The organism is Campylobacter concisus (genome assembly GCF_003048595.2).
GTDB classification, from domain to species: domain Bacteria; phylum Campylobacterota; class Campylobacteria; order Campylobacterales; family Campylobacteraceae; genus Campylobacter_A; species Campylobacter_A concisus_L.
Genome location: NZ_CP049270.1, coordinates 890059 through 907502, shown reverse-complemented (window position 1 = coordinate 907502; position 17444 = coordinate 890059). Strand labels below are relative to the sequence as shown.

The 17444-nt window shown below is 35.2% G+C and carries 17 protein-coding genes; 15 read left to right on the top strand and 2 right to left on the bottom strand.

Annotated elements, in window-relative coordinates:
• Positions 1-14: 14 nt before the first annotated feature.
• Together CVT15_RS04645 and CVT15_RS04640 are read right to left on the bottom strand one after the other, a co-directional pair.
• On the bottom strand, positions 15-842 hold the full coding sequence (locus tag CVT15_RS04645) for an alpha/beta hydrolase (protein ID WP_103576307.1): 828 nt from the start codon (positions 840-842) through the stop codon (positions 15-17).
• Positions 836-2944, bottom strand: a complete 2109-nt coding sequence (locus CVT15_RS04640) for a TonB-dependent receptor domain-containing protein (RefSeq protein WP_103576308.1) — start codon at positions 2942-2944, stop codon at positions 836-838. The genes CVT15_RS04645 and CVT15_RS04640 overlap by 7 nt, the downstream gene beginning before the upstream one ends.
• A gap of 196 nt (positions 2945-3140) precedes the next feature.
• Between CVT15_RS04640 and CVT15_RS04635 the strand changes: the two genes are divergently transcribed.
• From CVT15_RS04635 to CVT15_RS04565, 15 genes are read left to right on the top strand one after another with little or no spacing between them, the layout of a single operon-like run.
• Positions 3141-4364 carry an argininosuccinate synthase gene (locus tag CVT15_RS04635; protein ID WP_103576309.1) on the top strand — a complete coding sequence of 408 codons (1224 nt, stop codon included), beginning with the start codon at positions 3141-3143 and terminating at the stop codon, positions 4362-4364.
• Positions 4365-4388: 24 nt separating this feature from the next.
• Positions 4389-4835, top strand: a complete 447-nt coding sequence (gene rplI / locus CVT15_RS04630) for a 50S ribosomal protein L9 (RefSeq protein ID WP_103576310.1) — start codon at positions 4389-4391, stop codon at positions 4833-4835.
• A complete protein-coding gene (gene hslV / locus CVT15_RS04625; RefSeq protein ID WP_021084582.1) occupies positions 4836-5369 on the top strand; it encodes an ATP-dependent protease subunit HslV in 534 nt (177 codons plus the stop codon).
• 8 nt (positions 5370-5377) lie between these two features.
• The gene (hslU, locus tag CVT15_RS04620; RefSeq protein ID WP_107898064.1) at positions 5378-6700 is read left to right on the top strand and encodes an HslU--HslV peptidase ATPase subunit; all 1323 of its coding nucleotides are present in this window, start codon (positions 5378-5380) and stop codon (positions 6698-6700) included.
• Complete coding sequence (gene era / locus CVT15_RS04615; protein ID WP_087585880.1) at positions 6697-7566, top strand: GTPase Era; 870 nt, start codon at positions 6697-6699, stop codon at positions 7564-7566. The genes hslU and era overlap by 4 nt, the downstream gene beginning before the upstream one ends.
• Positions 7567-7623: 57 nt before the next feature.
• Entirely contained in the window at positions 7624-9144 is a 1521-nt protein-coding gene (locus CVT15_RS04610; RefSeq protein WP_103576312.1) for a C4-dicarboxylate ABC transporter, read from the top strand.
• Positions 9141-9788, top strand: coding sequence for a pilus assembly protein PilO (locus tag CVT15_RS04605; RefSeq protein ID WP_103576313.1), 648 nt, complete (start codon positions 9141-9143; stop codon positions 9786-9788). Before CVT15_RS04610 ends, CVT15_RS04605 begins: the two co-directional genes overlap by 4 nt.
• On the top strand, positions 9788-10201 hold the full coding sequence (locus CVT15_RS04600; RefSeq protein WP_180998646.1) for a hypothetical protein: 414 nt from the start codon (positions 9788-9790) through the stop codon (positions 10199-10201). The genes CVT15_RS04605 and CVT15_RS04600 overlap by 1 nt, the downstream gene beginning before the upstream one ends.
• Positions 10179-11699: a pilus (MSHA type) biogenesis protein MshL gene (gene mshL / locus CVT15_RS04595; RefSeq protein WP_103577494.1), complete on the top strand. Its 1521-nt coding sequence runs from the start codon at positions 10179-10181 to the stop codon at positions 11697-11699. The genes CVT15_RS04600 and mshL overlap by 23 nt, the downstream gene beginning before the upstream one ends.
• The gene (locus tag CVT15_RS04590) at positions 11692-12519 is read left to right on the top strand and encodes an ATP-binding protein (RefSeq protein ID WP_107898065.1); all 828 of its coding nucleotides are present in this window, start codon (positions 11692-11694) and stop codon (positions 12517-12519) included. Before mshL ends, CVT15_RS04590 begins: the two co-directional genes overlap by 8 nt.
• Positions 12512-13390 carry a transformation system protein gene (locus CVT15_RS04585; protein WP_107898066.1) on the top strand — a complete coding sequence of 293 codons (879 nt, stop codon included), beginning with the start codon at positions 12512-12514 and terminating at the stop codon, positions 13388-13390. Before CVT15_RS04590 ends, CVT15_RS04585 begins: the two co-directional genes overlap by 8 nt.
• Positions 13387-13926, top strand: a complete 540-nt coding sequence (locus CVT15_RS04580) for a hypothetical protein (protein ID WP_107898067.1) — start codon at positions 13387-13389, stop codon at positions 13924-13926. Before CVT15_RS04585 ends, CVT15_RS04580 begins: the two co-directional genes overlap by 4 nt.
• A gap of 9 nt (positions 13927-13935) precedes the next feature.
• Positions 13936-15687, top strand: coding sequence for a GspE/PulE family protein (locus CVT15_RS04575; protein ID WP_087580060.1), 1752 nt, complete (start codon positions 13936-13938; stop codon positions 15685-15687).
• Complete coding sequence (locus CVT15_RS04570) at positions 15684-16922, top strand: type II secretion system F family protein (protein ID WP_072594213.1); 1239 nt, start codon at positions 15684-15686, stop codon at positions 16920-16922. Before CVT15_RS04575 ends, CVT15_RS04570 begins: the two co-directional genes overlap by 4 nt.
• A 21-nt stretch (positions 16923-16943) precedes the next feature.
• Positions 16944-17444, top strand: a complete 501-nt coding sequence (locus CVT15_RS04565; protein ID WP_107898068.1) for a PAS domain-containing protein — start codon at positions 16944-16946, stop codon at positions 17442-17444.

Here is a 17444-nt window from a genome sequence, read left to right as displayed (position 1 = left end):
ATAGCCTTAAATTTTTAATCCTTTAGATATTTTAAAAGCTCTTTTAAATTTAGAGGTATGACGCTGCCATGGGTTTCATTTTTAAAAAGCTCAAAGTGAGATTTTACCCCACTTTGCTTTAAAATTTGGGCTAGATCGCTCGCCTTTAAAATGCCAGCTTTGTCAGTTTTGCCCTTTCTCTTTTCAAGCTCGCCAACGCTAAGAAAGACAAATTTGGCTTTTATTTTCTCTTTAAATTTACCCTCGCTCACATTTTGCTTTAAAATTTCAGACTCGCCCCACCAAAGAGATGGTGAAGCGATAAAGAAATTTGAAAATATGCCCTCATTTTTAAGCATGGCATAGAGCGTAAAAAGGCCGCCAAAAGAGTGTCCATAAAGGCTTTTTTGGCTATTTTGTACGTTAAATTTCTCATCAATTAACGGCACTAAATTTTTAGTTAAAAAGTGGTAAAACGCATCCGAGCCACCACCCTTGCTAAACTCCTCACCATCTGCCTTTGGCGTGAGATCTCTTGTGCGTTTTTCTACTTCGTAGCTTTTGTTCGTGTCATATCCTATGCCTATTATTAGCGGTGCAGCCTTGCCATCAAATTCATTTAAAAGCATGTTAAACTGGGCGTTTGCGTCAAGTAAGAAAAGCACATTTTTAAACTCATTTTGCCCCTTTAGCTTGGCTGTGAAAATTTTATAAATTTCATCATTTGCACTCATTTTAAAGGTTGAAATTTCAAATTTACTAGCAGCTTTTTGGCTAAGTGGCTCAGGCGTTTGTTGCGGAGCTGCTTGTAAAATTTGCGTCACGCCAAGCGTAAAAAGCAAAAATTTAAACGCTTTTACCATTTTGCAGCGACCTTAAACCAAAATCTCCTGCCCTCTTGCGGATAAAAGTAATATTTGTCGTCGTCTGCTAGCGCCTCATCGTATCTTACATTATCAAAGATGTTGTAGGCATTTAGGCTAAGAGTTAGGTGCTTGTTTGCGTCCCAGCTGACACCTGTATCAAAGGTAAGCAGGTCTTTTGTGTTCTCTCTTATACTATTACCAGCACCAAAATTTACGCTTGTTAGCTTACTCTCGTAGTTTGCGCCAAAAAATGTCTTGACGCTTTTTACAGGCTTATATGTAAGCGTAGTGTGAAATACATGCTCTGGCGTTGCTGTTAGGCTTTTGCCATCAAGTCTGTTAAGCCCAGTTTGGCTAAATTTCATAGGGCCTCTTGGCGTGTTTATTGTTGGGTTGCCAGTTTTTATCTTTGACTTATTATAGGTATAGTTTGAGCTTAAATTTAGATTTGAAAGGATGTCGTAGTCTCCGCTTAACTCTACGCCCCAAACGGTCGCACCTTCTATGTTAAAGTAAGTTCCCCAGCCAGGGCAACCCACTTTTTTTACTGTTAAGCCCGCTGGGCAAGTGCCAAAGGCTGATATATTATTGACATTACTACCGTCGGTGTCTAGGATCTTATTTTTAAACTCATTTCTAAAAAGCGTTACCGAGCCTCTAAAATCAGCCTGATCGTCATAATATGCTCCAACTTCATAAGTCGTGCTCTTTTCTGGCTTTAGATCTTTGTTGCCAAAATCAACTATTCTCCAAGCATTTTGAATAGTGCCTACTTCTGGGGAGATTTGATTGACATTTGGCGTTTTATAGCCAGTTGCTACGCCACCTTTTAAGCTTAATGTATCTGTAGCGTTATAGACTAGATAGGCTCTTGGCGAGAGGTGGTTGCCAAAAAATTCGTTGTGCGTGAGCCTTGAACCAAGCGTTAAAAATAGTTTCTCGTCTAAAATTTGCCACTCATCTTCGATAAATCCTGCATGCTCGCTCATCGAGTAGCTTTTTGGGCTTTTAAGGCCATTTTTTGAGGCGTTTGAGACGATGAAGGTAGTGCCGACATTTTGCTTGCTAAAGTCATAGCCAAAAGTTAGAGTGTGTGCGCCGAAAAACGTTGTAAATTTGGAGTTAAAGTTGTGATTTTTAGCTTTTGCAGGTATGAGGCTGTCAAAAAGACTCGTTCTTTGCGTCTCATCATAAATGTAACTAAGATCGGCATTTAGATTATCAAATTCGCCAAGGTAGCCCGCTCCGTAGCTCTTTTTCTCGTAGTCGTAAGCGTTTAAAAGCTTATTTGTCTTTATAGTGGCTGTTTTGCCGACGGTGCGTGAGTAGTCGTGTCTTTCGTTTGAACCAAGGATGAAGAATTTATTGTGTTCATCTGGTGTGATCCAGAGCTTTGCACTTAAATTTCTCTTATCACTCTTTTGATAACCGCCTTTATAGTTATCCTCGTCTCTTAGCTTTTTGTATCCCCAAAGCTGAAGCGCTAAAAACTCTTTATAAAGAGGTAAATTTAGATAAAAGTCGCCCTGCCTGCCGTCTCCTATGCCTTTATGTGTGTTTATCGTGGTTGAGATGCCGACGTTGCCGCTAAATTTTGAAAAGTCTTTTTTGGTGATGATGTTGATAACGCCTCCAACCGCGTCGCTACCATAAAGCGAGCTCATAGGGCCACGGATAACCTCTATACGCTCGATCGCTTCAGCTGGTGGGATGAAATTTGAGTTCATATCCCCTGCTCCGCCTTTTGGGTTTGCGCTGCTTGAGTTTACTCTTTTGCCATCAATTAAAACTAGAGTTTGAGATTTTTCCATGCCACGTATCGAGATACCACTAGCTGCTCCGTCCTCGCCGCCAACGACATTTACGCCTGGCACCTTTTGAGCGATAGAGTGGAGCGAAGTAAAGCTATCTTTTGTAAGCTCATCGCCTTTTATTACGCTGATACTTGCAGGAGCTTCTTTAATCTCCTGTGAAAAACCACTAGCACTTACTACAATGCCATCAAGTTTTGTTTCGTTATTGTCTTTATGCTCTGCTCCAAAAAGAGAATTTGCCACACAAACACTAAGGCAAATGGCAATAAAATTTGTTTTTCTCATGACTATTCCTTTTTTAAATTTTAAAACCAAAAAATTTAACAAAGTGTATATAAAAATAATATTAATTATCATAATTTTAAACAATAACCTTTTTTGTAAAAATTTCTAGTAAAATCTTAAATTATTTATTAAATTAATTTATTAAAGATTAATCAATTTAGGCTAAAATACGACCATTTTAACAAAAGGAAGAGCTATGAAAAAAGACGTAAAAAAAGTGGTTTTAGCATACTCTGGCGGACTTGACACAAGTATCATTTTAAAATGGCTTCAAGATGAATATAACTGCGAAGTAGTTACATTTACAGCTGACATCGGACAAGGCGAAGAGCTAGAGCCTGCACGTAAAAAAGCCTTAGCGCTTGGTGTAAAGCCTGAAAATATTTTTATAGAAGATTTAAGAGAAGAATTTGTACGTGATTATGTATTTCCAATGTTTAGAGCAAACGCAGTCTATGAGGGTGAGTATCTGCTTGGCACATCGATAGCGCGCCCGCTAATAGCAAAACGCCAAAGCGAGATCGCAAGACTTGTTGGCGCTGATGGTGTGAGTCACGGGGCAACAGGCAAAGGCAACGACCAAGTTCGCTTTGAGCTTGGATACTACGCACTTGGCGATAATCTAACCATCATCGCTCCATGGCGCGAGTGGGATCTAAATAGCCGTGAAAAACTTTTAGCATACGCTGAGAAAAACGGCATAGATATCACTAAAAAACCAGGCAAGAGCCCATACTCAATGGACGCAAATTTACTTCACATAAGCTACGAAGGTCTAGTGCTCGAAGATCCGAGCCACGCACCAGAAGATGATATGTGGAGATGGAGTGTTGACCCTAAAAATGCCCCAGACAAGAGCGAGATTATTGAGATCGGCTATGAAAAAGGCGATCCAGTAAGCATAAATGGTAAAAAAATGAGCCCAGCTGAAATTTTAACCGAGCTAAACCGCCTTGGCGCAAAACACGGTATCGGCAGACTTGACATAGTAGAAAACCGCTCAGTTGGTATGAAGAGCCGCGGCTGCTACGAAACTCCAGGCGGTACGATAATGCTAAAAGCTCACCGCGCGATCGAGAGCATCACGCTTGACCGCGGTGCGGCTCACTTAAAAGATGAGATCATGCCAAAATACGCCGAGCTAGTCTATAACGGCTACTGGTGGTCACCTGAGCGAAATATGCTCCAAGCGCTCATCGACAAGAGCCAAGAGCACGTAAATGGCTCTGTAAAAGTTGAGCTTTATAAAGGCAATGTGATCATCCTTGGCAGAAGCAGCAAAAATGATAATCTATTTAGCGAGGCATACTGCACGTTTGAAGAGGACAGCGTTTATGACCAAAAAGATGCAGAGGGATTTATCAAGCTAAATGCACTTCGCTTTATAATCGCACGCAAAAATGGGCGAAAATTTGACTAATAATAAAATTTAAAAAGGATAAAAATGAAAGTATTATTAATAAAAGATGTAAAAGGACTTGGAAAAGCTGGCGAGATAAAAGAGGTAAAAGACGGCTACGGTAATAACTTCTTAATCGGCAAAGGCTTTGCAAAAGCAGCCACTCCAGATGTTCTTCGTCAATATGAAGCAGCTCAAAAAAGAAAGGCTGAAGAGCTAAAATATGAGATCGCAAATTTAGAAAAACTAAAAGAAGAGCTTGCAAAAGTGACAGTCGTCATCAAAAAAACTCTTGGCGCAAATGGCTCGCTTTTTGGTTCGGTCTCAAAAGAGGAGATCGCAGCAGAGCTTGAAAAAACGCATCATTTAGTTGTCGAGAAAAAAGCGATCGATATGGATACGCATCTAAAAGCGGTAGGTCTTTATGACGTTCATGTAAAGCTTGGACACTCGATAAATGCGAGCTTAAAGGTTGATGTGCAAGGAGAGTAGATGTTTCATGCTACAACCATCTTAGCCTACAAAGGCAAAAACAAGTCAGTCATCGGCGGCGACGGACAGGTGAGCTTTGGAAATACCGTCTTAAAAGGCAATGCCGTAAAAATTCGTAAAATTCATAATGGCAAAGTTCTAGCTGGCTTTGCTGGTAGCACCGCTGACGCGTTTAATCTCTTTGATATGTTTGAGAAAAATTTAGAGCATACAAAGGGCGATTTGCTAAAGGCGGTGATAGAATTTAGCAAAGAGTGGCGTAAAGACAAGTATCTAAGGAAGCTTGAAGCTATGATGCTCGTGCTTGATAGGGATAAAATTTTCTTACTTAGTGGCACTGGAGATGTAGTAGAACCTGAAGATGGCAAGATAGCAGCTATCGGAAGTGGCGGCAACTACGCTCTTTCAGCAGCCCGTGCTTTAGATAAATTTGCCGATATCGACGAAGAGGAGCTAGTCAAAGAGAGCCTCAAGATCGCCGGCGAAATTTGCATCTATACAAATACAAACATCAAAACTTATGTTTTAGAATAAGAGAGAGAATGAACTTAATACCAAGAGAAATTGTTAAATTTTTAGATGACTATGTGATCGGTCAAAAGGATGCCAAAAAGATCATAGCTATCGCACTTCGCAACCGCTACCGCCGTATGAAGCTTGAAAAGAGCTTGCAAGATGACATCATGCCAAAAAATATCTTGATGATCGGCTCAACTGGCGTTGGTAAAACTGAGATCGCAAGGCGTCTTTCAAAGATGATGGGACTGCCATTTATAAAGGTCGAGGCTAGCAAATATACTGAAGTTGGCTTTGTTGGTCGCGATGTTGAGAGCATGGTAAGAGACCTTGCTATGGCCTCATATAATCTCGTAAAAAATGAGCAAAGCGAGAAAAATCAAGACAAAATCAACGCCTACATCGAAGAAAAGATCGTCTCAAAACTACTTCCGCCACTTCCAAAAGGGGCAAGCGAGGAGAAGCAAGCAGAATACGCTAAGAGCTATGAGAAGATGCTAAATAGGCTAAGAAATGGCGAGCTTAACGAGCTAAGCATCGAGATCGAGGTACAGCAAAATCCGCTTGAAGCTGGCTCAAACGTACCACCTGATATGGCGCAGATGCAAGAGAGCTTTATAAAGATAATTGGCATCGGTGGTAAAAACATCAAAAAAGAGATGAAGGTAAAAGACGCCAAAAAAGCCCTTCAAAGCGAGGCAAATGATAAAATTTTAGATATCGAGAGCATAAAAACTGAGGCTTTAAGAAGAGCCGAAAACGAAGGCATCATCTTTATAGATGAGATAGATAAAGTAGCTGTTGGTTCGGGTAGCTCAAACAGGCAAGATCCTAGCAAAGAAGGCGTACAAAGAGACTTGCTACCTATCGTTGAGGGCTCAAATGTAAATACCAAATTTGGAAATTTAAAGACAGATCATATTTTATTTATCGCTGCTGGTGCCTTTCACATAAGCAAACCAAGCGATCTAATCCCTGAGCTTCAAGGCCGTTTCCCGCTAAGAGTCGAGCTTGATAGCCTTGATGAGGACGCGCTTTATCAAATTTTAACCCAGCCAAAAAATTCGCTTTTAAAACAATATATCGCACTTCTTTCAACTGAAAATGTTGAGCTAGAATTTGACGATGAAGCGATAAAAGAGATAGCTAGGATAGCTCACGCTGCAAATGAAAAGATGGAAGATATCGGTGCTAGACGCCTTCATACGGTGATCGAGCGCGTGATAGAAGATATCAGCTTTGAGGCTAGCGAAAAGAGCGGCGAGAAGATAAGTGTGACAAAAGAGCTCGTAAAAGAGCGCCTAAAAGATGTAGTAGAAGATCAAGATCTAGCGAGGTACATACTTTGAAATCAGGCTTTGTTAGCATCATAGGACGCACAAATGCTGGCAAAAGCTCATTTTTAAATGCCTTGTTGAACGAAAAGATCGCTATCGTCTCGCACAAACAAAATGCGACTCGTAGAAAGATAAATGGTATAGTTATGAATGGTAAAGATCAAATCATCTTCACCGACACGCCAGGACTTCATGAAAGCAACAAGGCGATAAATCAACTACTAATTAGTCAAGCGATAAAATCGATGGGAGACTGCGATCTCATCGTATTTTTAGCGCCTATTCATGATGATACAAGTGACTATAAGAAATTTCTAGCTCTAAATCCTGAAAAACCACACATCTTAGTGCTAACAAAAGTCGATGAGAGCTCAAATGCGAAAGTCTTAGAAAAGATCACCCAATATCAAAAATTTCAAGATAAATTTGCAGCCCTGCTTACTTTTAGTACCAAGCAGCCTACCTATAAAAAGCCACTTCTTGATGAAATTTGCAAGCTGTTGCCAGAGCATGAGTATTTTTACGATCCAGAATTTCTTACTTCAACAAATGAGAAGGAAATTTTTAGAGAATTTATACTTGAAGCGATCTATGAAAATTTAAGCGACGAGATCCCATATCTTAGCGAAGCAATAATAAAAAGTGTAAAAGAAAAGCCATGCATTACTGAAATTTTTGCAATTATCATCACTGAGCGTGAAATCCATAAAAGTATGATCATCGGTAAAAATGGTGAAACGATAAAACGAATAGGAATTTTTGCAAGAAAGTTAATACAAAATTTAACCGGATCAAAGGTCTTTTTAAAACTCGATGTAGTCGTTAAGAAAGGCTGGAGTAAAGAAGAAAAGAGCCTTAATAAAATAATTGGCTATTGATTTTTTGTTTGAAAAACATTAAAATACGATCCAATTAGAGCTGTATGAGGTAAATTTGTGCTAAAACTTAAAAAAATTAACGATACTCCCATTGTTACGCTAAATCCTTATGAATACGAAGGTTTTAGATTTTCTAATAGCAATGTTGATACACTAAGTCTTTCAAAGAATATTCTAAAGCGAGACTTTTTTATATCTTATATCGAGTACAAAGATATAATAACAGCCACCATAAACATCTCAAGAACAATAGATGATGAGGATATTGAAAACAATATCTCTATCAAAATTTACGAAGAGCTCTCTCTTGATCCTGCGATTGACTATAAAATAGTTTATTTTGAAAGCAATGTTGAAAAAGAAGATAGAATTTTTAATGTTTTTATTGCTACAAATGAAACGATAAATAAAATTTTTAAAAATATTTCTAAAAGAGTCCCTTTTATAGATTATGTCGTTGTAGAACCGCTTTTATATAGTGCTATATATAAAAAAGGCTTACTTCCTAGCACTCAGAGTGATTGTTTTTTGACATTTAGGGCCGATGAAGCATTTATAAGCATTTATGTAAATGGAGAATATCTTACATCAAGAGGTTTAAGATACACACTAAATTATCTAAAAGATAAATTTATAGAGCAAAGTGGCGAAAGAGTAAGTCTAGAAAGCTTTTCAAATATCCTAAAAACAAGAGGGCTTTTAGATAGCAATGAAGAAGGCTTTAGCTACGATCTAAATACTGTTTTTGAGGACTATATATTTTACGTAAATGACACGATAAATGTTGTTAATAGAATTTACAGCATAAATATAAAAAATATCTATATTGACTGTGACTATAAAATAGAACGTTTTGAAAAATTTATCAATACAAAGCTCGGCACAAATGCTACGAAATTAAATACAAGCACTGTAATAAATTCTAAAAATTTAGCCATTAGTGAACGACATAATATGATGGCTTTGTATGCAAATTTTTATAAAAAAGAGTCCTTTAATGCTGATTTTAACTTCTCAAATTTGCTTAGGCCTGATCCGTTTACAAAAAGAAAAAGCGGTAAATTTATACTGACGTGTGCCGCTACTTTTTGCCTAAGCATGTCCTATCCTCTTTATAATTATATAGCTGGCAGTATTTTAGAGGCAGATTCGCAAAGACTAAGTGATGAGCTTGATGTGCTTAATGCGCAAGCAGCACAAATAAGAAGTACTCTTGAAAGACTAAAAAAAGAGCAAAATGATATAAAAGGATTAACTGATAAAGAGGAAGAGAAGTTAAATTTTAGAAAAGGGTTGCTTCAAGAAATTGAAAACAAAAAAGATCACTACGTAATGAAAGGTTTAAATCTTTTTGAAATTACAGATATGATAAACAACAATAGCATTTTTATAACAAATATTAAAAACAACGATAAAAATTTAACAGTAACAGTTGTTAGCGATAATGAAAAAAGGATTACGCAGCTAATAAAAGATATTAGCAAGATGCCTAAATATTCAGTAAATACAAAAAAAATTAAAGAAGATAGGCAAAACAACGAGTATGAAAGCAATATAAGTATAGAGATTAGACAATGAGACAAGACGTTTTAAGTAAAATAGATAAGTATTTTGACGCAAAAAAACAAAGTGAAACAAATATAATTTTTTTGGGTTCAGCTTTAATTATTATTTATATTGTTTATATGCTTTGCTTTGATCCGTCGCAAGATTTTTATGATGAAAGATTTAATTCGCATACTAAAATTAGCAATGATCTTTCAAGAGCAAGAGATTATTTAAGATCGACTAGCTCACCTAGTGGGGATAAAAATTTTAAAATAAATGAAGAGTTCAAAATACTTGAAGCGCTAAAAGGCAAATATTCTAGCGTTTTAAAATTTAATGCTCATTTTGATTCAAAGCTAAAAGAACTATCGTTTTTATTATTTAACGATCAAAATTGGGCAAATTTTTTAGACAACATCGTATCTTTAGCAAAGCAAAATAATATAAAAATTTTAGAGTTAAAAAGCGATATAAAAGAGCCAAATTTCCAAAAGATTGAGCAAATTTTAAATATTGACTTGACATTTTTGGGAGGTTTTAAAGATATGATTTCATATATAAATGGCCTTGAAGAATCAAAGCTAGTAGTTGATCTTCATAAAATGGATGTAAATTCTACCCAAAAAGAGCTTGGCGCTAAGATCTCAATATCTGTTTGGGGGATGAAATACTAATGAAAATAAAAATCTTATTGGCTTTTTTATTTTTAAATATTGCTTTTGCTAATCAGCTTCAAGAGGAAATGGACTCTTATGATAAAATTTTTGAAAAAATAAAGGAAAAAAGAAGCGGTCTTAGCGATATTGAGCTTTCTAGTATAAAAAATCCTTTTAAACAAGAACCTATCAAGACGGTAACAGATCAAAATTTATCAATTGCCCCTCAGGCTTCAAAAGGGCTTAGTTTAAAAGCAATTTTATTAAACAAAGCAAATATTGATTCCAAGTGGTATGCTGTCGGTGATATTGTTGATGGTTACAAAATAGCCAATATTACTAAAAATAGTGTTTTTTTAGTAAAAGGTGATGAGAAACAAGAGCTAATTTTAAAAAATGGAAGTAAAAATGTTGAGATTAAGATTAAGTAAAATATTAATAATGGGTGCACTCATTTGCTTGAATATGAATTATGCTAGTGCTAATGAGAGTAGTTGTTTAAGCAATAATTTTAATATGAAAATTTCAGATGATGTTGCGCTAGTAGATGTGTTAAATCAGCTTTCAGAAATGTGTAACTTTAGTATTGTTGCAAAGGATACTTATAGCAAAACAGAGCTAAAAGATAAAGTTTTCGGCGTTAATATCAGAAATATGAGTCTTAGCGAAGTTTTTGACCTGCTTTTAAGTGAGAAAAATTTAAGCTACGAGTTTTCAAATAATGTATTAAAAATTTCATCTTTAAAAACTCAAATTTTTAAACTAGATTATATAACTTCTATTAGAGAAGGAACTGCTGTCACCCAAGCTTCAGTGGATGCCACTCCATCTGAAATTTCTAGTGGTTCAAGTAGTAGCGATAATTCCCAAGATGATAGTTCTCAAGGCTCAAGCAACCTTATAAAAACTACTGAAAGGTTTGACTTTTGGGAAAAACTAGATGCTGAGCTTAAAGCTATTTTAAATAATAGTAGCGAACATATCACAGCGCCTGATCCTATCATAAATCAAAATGCGGGCCTTATCACTGTTACGGCCACTCCTTCTCAACTTAAGCGAGTTGAGAAATATATAGATGAAATGCAAAAAAGACTAAAAAAACAAGTAATTATTGATGTTTCTATTATTTCAGTTGAGTTAAATAATGAATACAAGCAAGGCGTTGATTGGAGTAAATTTGAACTTGGGTTTAATACATACATTGGTAATTCAAGAAACAATCCGAGCTCAAGTGCTACTTGGACAAATAAAGGAAATAGCCTAAGTGATGGATTTGGACGTACATTAAATATTGCAGCTAATTTAAATTTTAGCCTTGATGGAATGATAAATTTTCTTGAAACAAATGGAAAGACAAAGGTTATATCAAGTCCAAAAGTAACAACACTTAATAATCAGCAAGCGCTAATCTCAGTTGGTGATAACATAAACTACCGTGTTCAACAAAAAACTGACAATGGAAACAGCAATAGTGATAGGCTAACAACTACTTATAAACAATACTCTGTTTTTATAGGCATATTATTAAATTTACTACCAGAAGTTTCTGATAATAATAAAATCATGCTTCGAATCAATCCATCGCTTAGTAACTTTAAATACGCTGAAGACGACACAAGACAAAATGCGTTAAGAGAGATTGCTCCGGATACAGTGCAAAAGAAGCTTTCAACTGTTGTTCAAGTTGATAGCGGTGATACTATTATTCTTGGTGGATTAATAGGCCAGACAAAGGGTAAAAATAATACTTCTGTACCTCTTCTTTCTGATATCCCACTTATAGGTGGTGTCTTTAAAAGCACAAGAGACAATATAAAAACAACAGAGCTTATCTTTGTCATCACTCCTCATGTGGTTGATTTTGACAAAAAAAAGCCACTTAATCAATCATTAAAAGACTTAGGTTTTTCTAAAACGATCTATGAATAACAAGAATATTTATACAGATATAAAAGATATCTTTATCAACGAAGACGAAGTAGCTGATTTTGTTAATCTAGATAACTCAATCACTTGTTACAATAAGATTGTCTCGGCTCTAAAAAAGCCATTAAAGCTTATACTTTTTTATGGCAAGCCTGGTAGTGGAAAGACCTTTTTGTTAAACAAGATAGCCTCTGATCTTCAAAAGGATAAAAAATTAATTTTTTTCCCACATCCTTTTTTTAGCGAGGCTACATTTATAGAAGCTCTTTGTGAAGATATATACAGAAATAAACTTGATAATATAAATAATTTTGAAAGTTTTGTTGCACACTACTCAAAAGAATTTAAAAATAAAGATGAAATTTTACAAAACCAAATAGTCGTTATCTTGGATGAAGCACAACTTTATCCTACTGAATTGATCGAAAAAATAAGGCTGATGGCCGATACAAGATTATTTAAATTTTTATTTACGATTCATAAAACTGAAAACGAAGATGTGTTAGCAAAGGACTATTTTCAAACTAGGATTTGGGAGAGCATAGAGCTTGGAAGTGCAAACACGAATGAAATCATAGTTTATTTACAAAGAAAAATAGGACAAAAAGGCTACGATAAATACCTAAATTTTCAGAAAAAAGACTATGACAAAGTCTATGAGCTTTGTTGTGGAAATCTACGCACACTAAATAAAATTATGTATAAATTTTATGAAATTTGTGAATATTATGAACAAAATCAGCCATCAAAATTAAGTAGCGAGGACGCAAATATTAAAATTTTAACAATGTCTGCACTTGATACAGGAATAATTCATGCTTGAATTACAAGAAATTCAAAGACTAGAAAAGCTCTATGAAGAGTACGAAAAAAAGAATAAAAATAGCCTTTTAAAATTGTTATCACATAAAAAGCTAAGCCTTTTAATAATTACGATCTTGCTAATTGTTTTTATCTTTAGTGCTTTTTTATTTTTCTCAAATGTTAAAAACAAAAAAGAGACAACCAATACTCCAACTTTAGTTGAGAAAAATTTGACAATACAAACAGATATAAAAGAAAAAAACATAACCTTTGCTGAAACTAATGTCAGCAAAAATATTTTGGAAGATGGCAAACAAAAAAGCGAGCAGGCAAAAGAGAGGTTTGAATCAGATAAAAAACAAGATGAGCTTGCTGAGAAAATAGCTAAAAAGCTAGAACAATCCATAAAACTAAATGAAGACAATAAAGGGCAGGCATCAGATAAAAAACAAAGAAGTGGTGGCGGTTGGCTAAAGCTAAATTTACCAACTGAAAATGAAAATATACAAAATGGACAGCCTCTACCAAATGAAGAGGTAATAGAACTAGAACCAAAGGCAAAGCCAAAAATTGATATTCAAATTTCAAGTGAAAACAATGAAATTTCTATGCTAAAAGAAGATTTTAATAAAAATAAAAATCCAGAAATCGCCCTTAAAATAGCAAGAAAATGCTATCAAGATAAAAGATATAGCGACACTATAAAATGGGCACTATCGGCAAATAATTTAGATAGTAGCATTGAGGAGTCTTGGGTCATGTTTGCTAAGGCAAAATATATGCTAAAACAAAAAGATGACGCATTGCGCGCATTAGAAGAATATAATAAAAATAAAAATAAGCCCGAGATAAATGAGCTAATAAATAAGATAAAAAGCGATACGTTGTGAAATTTTTGCTTGTTATATTTTTATCATTAAATGCCTTTGCACTTGGGATGGCTGACATTAAAAGTTATTTTGAAAAAGCTGAATATCCTAAAATTTGTAATCAAAAAATACAAGATCTATTAAAAGATTCACAAAATGAAGAATTTCTTAATATCTTTGGTATATCTTGCTTAAAAACAAATGATATAGATAGGCTCGCTCTTCCAGCAAGCAAACTATCAAAAACACAAAGCTCGAGAGAGAATGCAGCATATTTTGCAGATATATTGCTTAAAAAAAAGTTACTGCTTCATGCTATCTTGGATGGGGCTGATATAAGCTATATTAGACTTCCAAAGAGCGATTACATTCTTTCATTTATATTTGATAAATTTGTAAAAAAAGAATACGTTGAGGAGCTTGGCGTATTTATTTTTGAAGAGCCAAATTCAGACACAAGATATGAACTTAGTACAATCGTTAGCCCAAATTTTGCAAAAATGATTTTAAAAATTTTTAAAAATGACGATCTTACTTCGCAGATTGAGTATAGATAAAGAGAAGAGATGAATAATTTAGAAAATTTAACGCTAAAAACATTAGAGCAACTTAATAAACTAAATGATGAGCAAATTTTAAAGATTATAGAGATAAAAAAGATAAATAAAAAAAGTCTTTTGGCTATTTTGCTTGAAGAAAATATGCTAGAAGAAGAGATTTTTTTTGAAATTCTATCTGATATTTATAGAAGAGGACACACTGACATTGATGAAATTTCGACTAGTCTTCAGATAGATCAAAAGCGCTTTATTCAATATGTATGTGATAAATTTAAAATTACATTTTTTGATCTTGATGATATAGATATCGACTACCGTATCAGTGAAAAGTTAAGCACCTCACAGCTAAAATCATATAACGCCATACCCGTAAAAGAAGATGAGATAAGCGTTTATGTAGCTTTTAAAAATCCTTTTGATGTGATCATTCAAGATAAAGTTCAAAATTTATTTAACAGAAAGCTATTAAAAGTAGCTTGCGCCGATCCAGCCCAGATAGAGAAATATATAAATAAAATAGCTCTTAATGAAAGCATTAAAGACGTTATTACAGAGATCAGAAAAGAGCTTTCAAGCTCTAGCAGCCAAGGGCAAAGCACAGAAAGCTCTGGAATTTTAAAACTAATTGAGATAATTTTAAAAACATCTATTCAAAGCAGAGCGAGCGATATTCATATCGAGCCAACCGAGACAAACTGTATCGTAAGAAGCAGAATAGATGGTATGCTAAGTGAGACATTTATATTTGATAAAGATATTTATCCGCCGATGGTAAGCCGAATGAAGCTACTTTCAAATATGGACATCGCGGAGCGCCGCCGCCCACAAGATGGTAGATTTTCAGCTCAAATTTTAGATAAAGAGTATGATTTTCGTATCTCTACGCTACCTATTTTAAACGGCGAAAGCATAGTTTTAAGAATTTTGGACAAATCAAAGGTTATCATAAACATTGAAGACCTTGGTATGCATCCAGATAACTTTGCTAAATTTAAAAAGAGTATGAAAGCACCTTATGGCATTATCCTGGTTACTGGTCCGACAGGATCAGGAAAAACGACTACACTTTATGGTGCATTAAATGATATAAAAAGTGTAAAAACTAAGATTATTACCGTTGAAGATCCAGTCGAGTATCAGCTAAATATGATCCAACAAGTACATGTCAATGAAAAGGCTGGGCTTACTTTTATCTCGGCTCTTCGCTCTATTTTAAGGCAAGATCCAGACATTATTATGATAGGTGAGATCAGAGATCAAGAGACGCTTAGGATCGCGATTCAAGCGGCACTAACTGGTCACTTAGTCTTTTCCACACTTCATACAAATGACGCTATTAGCGCTTTGCCTCGTATGGTTGATATGGGCATTGAGCCATATCTAGTAAGTGGTGCACTAGTTTGCATTGAGGCTCAAAGGCTTGTAAGAAAGCTTTGTCCGTATTGCAAACAAAAAGTCACGCTATCTCAAAAAGCTCTTGATGAGATTAAGAAATTTCTCCCTGAAGATTATCAGTTTTATAAAAGCGTAGGTTGCCAACACTGCTCACAAACCGGATATCTAGGGCGTGAAATGATAAGCGAAATATTATCTATCAGTGATCACATAGCAAGTATCGTAGCAAATAACGCTTCAAAAGAAGAGCTTAAAAAGGCCGCCTATGACGAAGGCTTTATAGATATGTTCCATGATGGCGTTATACGCGCAGCAAATGGTGTAACAACCATCGAAGAAGTATATAGAGTTGCCAAGATATGAAATTTTACGAAATAGAATATATAAAAGATGGCAAACGCCAAAAGATGAGCCTAAAGGCCAATAGCAAAAATGATGTAAAAAATCGTGCAAATATTCAAGGCATGATAGTAAAGATAAAAGAAACTCAGGTCTCAAGCATCAACAATGATTTTTTGGACTTGCAAGAAAAATTTAACAAAATTTTCTCTTCTTCAAAAGTAAAAATTCCAGCTCTAGTTGCTACCATAAGGCAACTTAGCGTTATGACTAATGCTGGTATATCGATACATGATGGCATAAAAGAGACAGCAAATGCTACTGAGGATAAAAGGCTAAAAACAATATTTCAAACACTAGATGAAGACCTAAATCAAGGTGCTAGCTTAACTCAAAGTATAGAAAATTTTCAAGAAGAGCTAGGCGATGTCACTGTCGCTATGGTAAGGCTTGGAGAGAGTACTGGTAATATGGCTGATGCATTATCAAAGCTAGCTTCTATCTTGCAAGAAGTCTGGGATAACCAGCAAAAATTTAAAAAAGCCATAAGGTATCCAATAACCGTAATATGCTCTATAATTTTGGCTTTTATTGTGCTTATGACATCAGTTGTTCCACAATTTCGAGAAATTTTTAGCCAGCTTAATGCTGACCTCCCCCTTCCTACTAAAATTTTACTAAACATTGAATACATTATGAGCAATTATGGTATATACATAATAGTTGTTCTTGTCGCATTTGCTTTTTTGCTAAAAAGGCAATATTCAAATGATGAAAATTTTAGGGATAAGGTCGATAAATATCTACTAAAAGTCTATCTTGTGGGCAAAATAATATTTTTTGCAAATATGAGTAGGTTTAATCTAATCTTTACAGAGCTTGTTCGTGCGGGACTTCCTATCGCTGATGCGCTAGATACTGCCGTTGTAACTGTTTCAAATCAAGACATAAGAAATAAGCTAACTGCTGTAAAAGTACTGGTTGGCCGCGGCATAAGCTTAACCGAGGCCTTTAGGCAAACTGGACTTTATGAGGGTATGCTTATACAGATGATAGGTGCTGGCGAACAAAGTGGTAGCTTAGACGACATGACACAAAAAGTTACTGATTATTATAGAGTGAAATTTAATGATATTATTGATAATATTTCAAACTATATTGAGCCGATACTACTAATATTTATCGCAGCTATGGTGCTTTTGCTCGCCCTTGGTATATTTATGCCAATGTGGGATATGGCAAAAGCTGTTAAAAATTAAATCAACATTTAAAGGAGTAAAATGCCTATAGAAAGAGAATATGGCGTTGATGAGAACGCATTTTTAGTTTCAAAAACTGATCCAAAAGGAAGAATCACTTATTGCAACGAGCCATTTTTAGAAATCGTAGGTGTAAAACAAGGCGATGTTTTGGGCAAACCGCACAACATCATAAGACACCCAGATATGCCAAGGGTTATTTTTAAGCTACTTTGGGAACGTATACAAAACAAAGAAGAAATGTTTGCTTTTATTAAAAATAAAACTCTTAATGGCGGATACTACTGGGTATTTGGAAATATCACCGCCTCTTTAGATCAACAAGATAATGTAGTTGGATATTATTCTGTTAGACGTAAACCAAATGCAAAAGCAATAGAGATCATAAAACCGCTTTATGCAAAACTACTTGAGCTAGAGCGTGATGGCGGTATCGAGGCATCTAAAAAGTATCTGTTAAATTTCCTTGAGGAAAAATCAACAAGCTATGATGAATTTATAAATAACTTGCAAAGGTTCTAG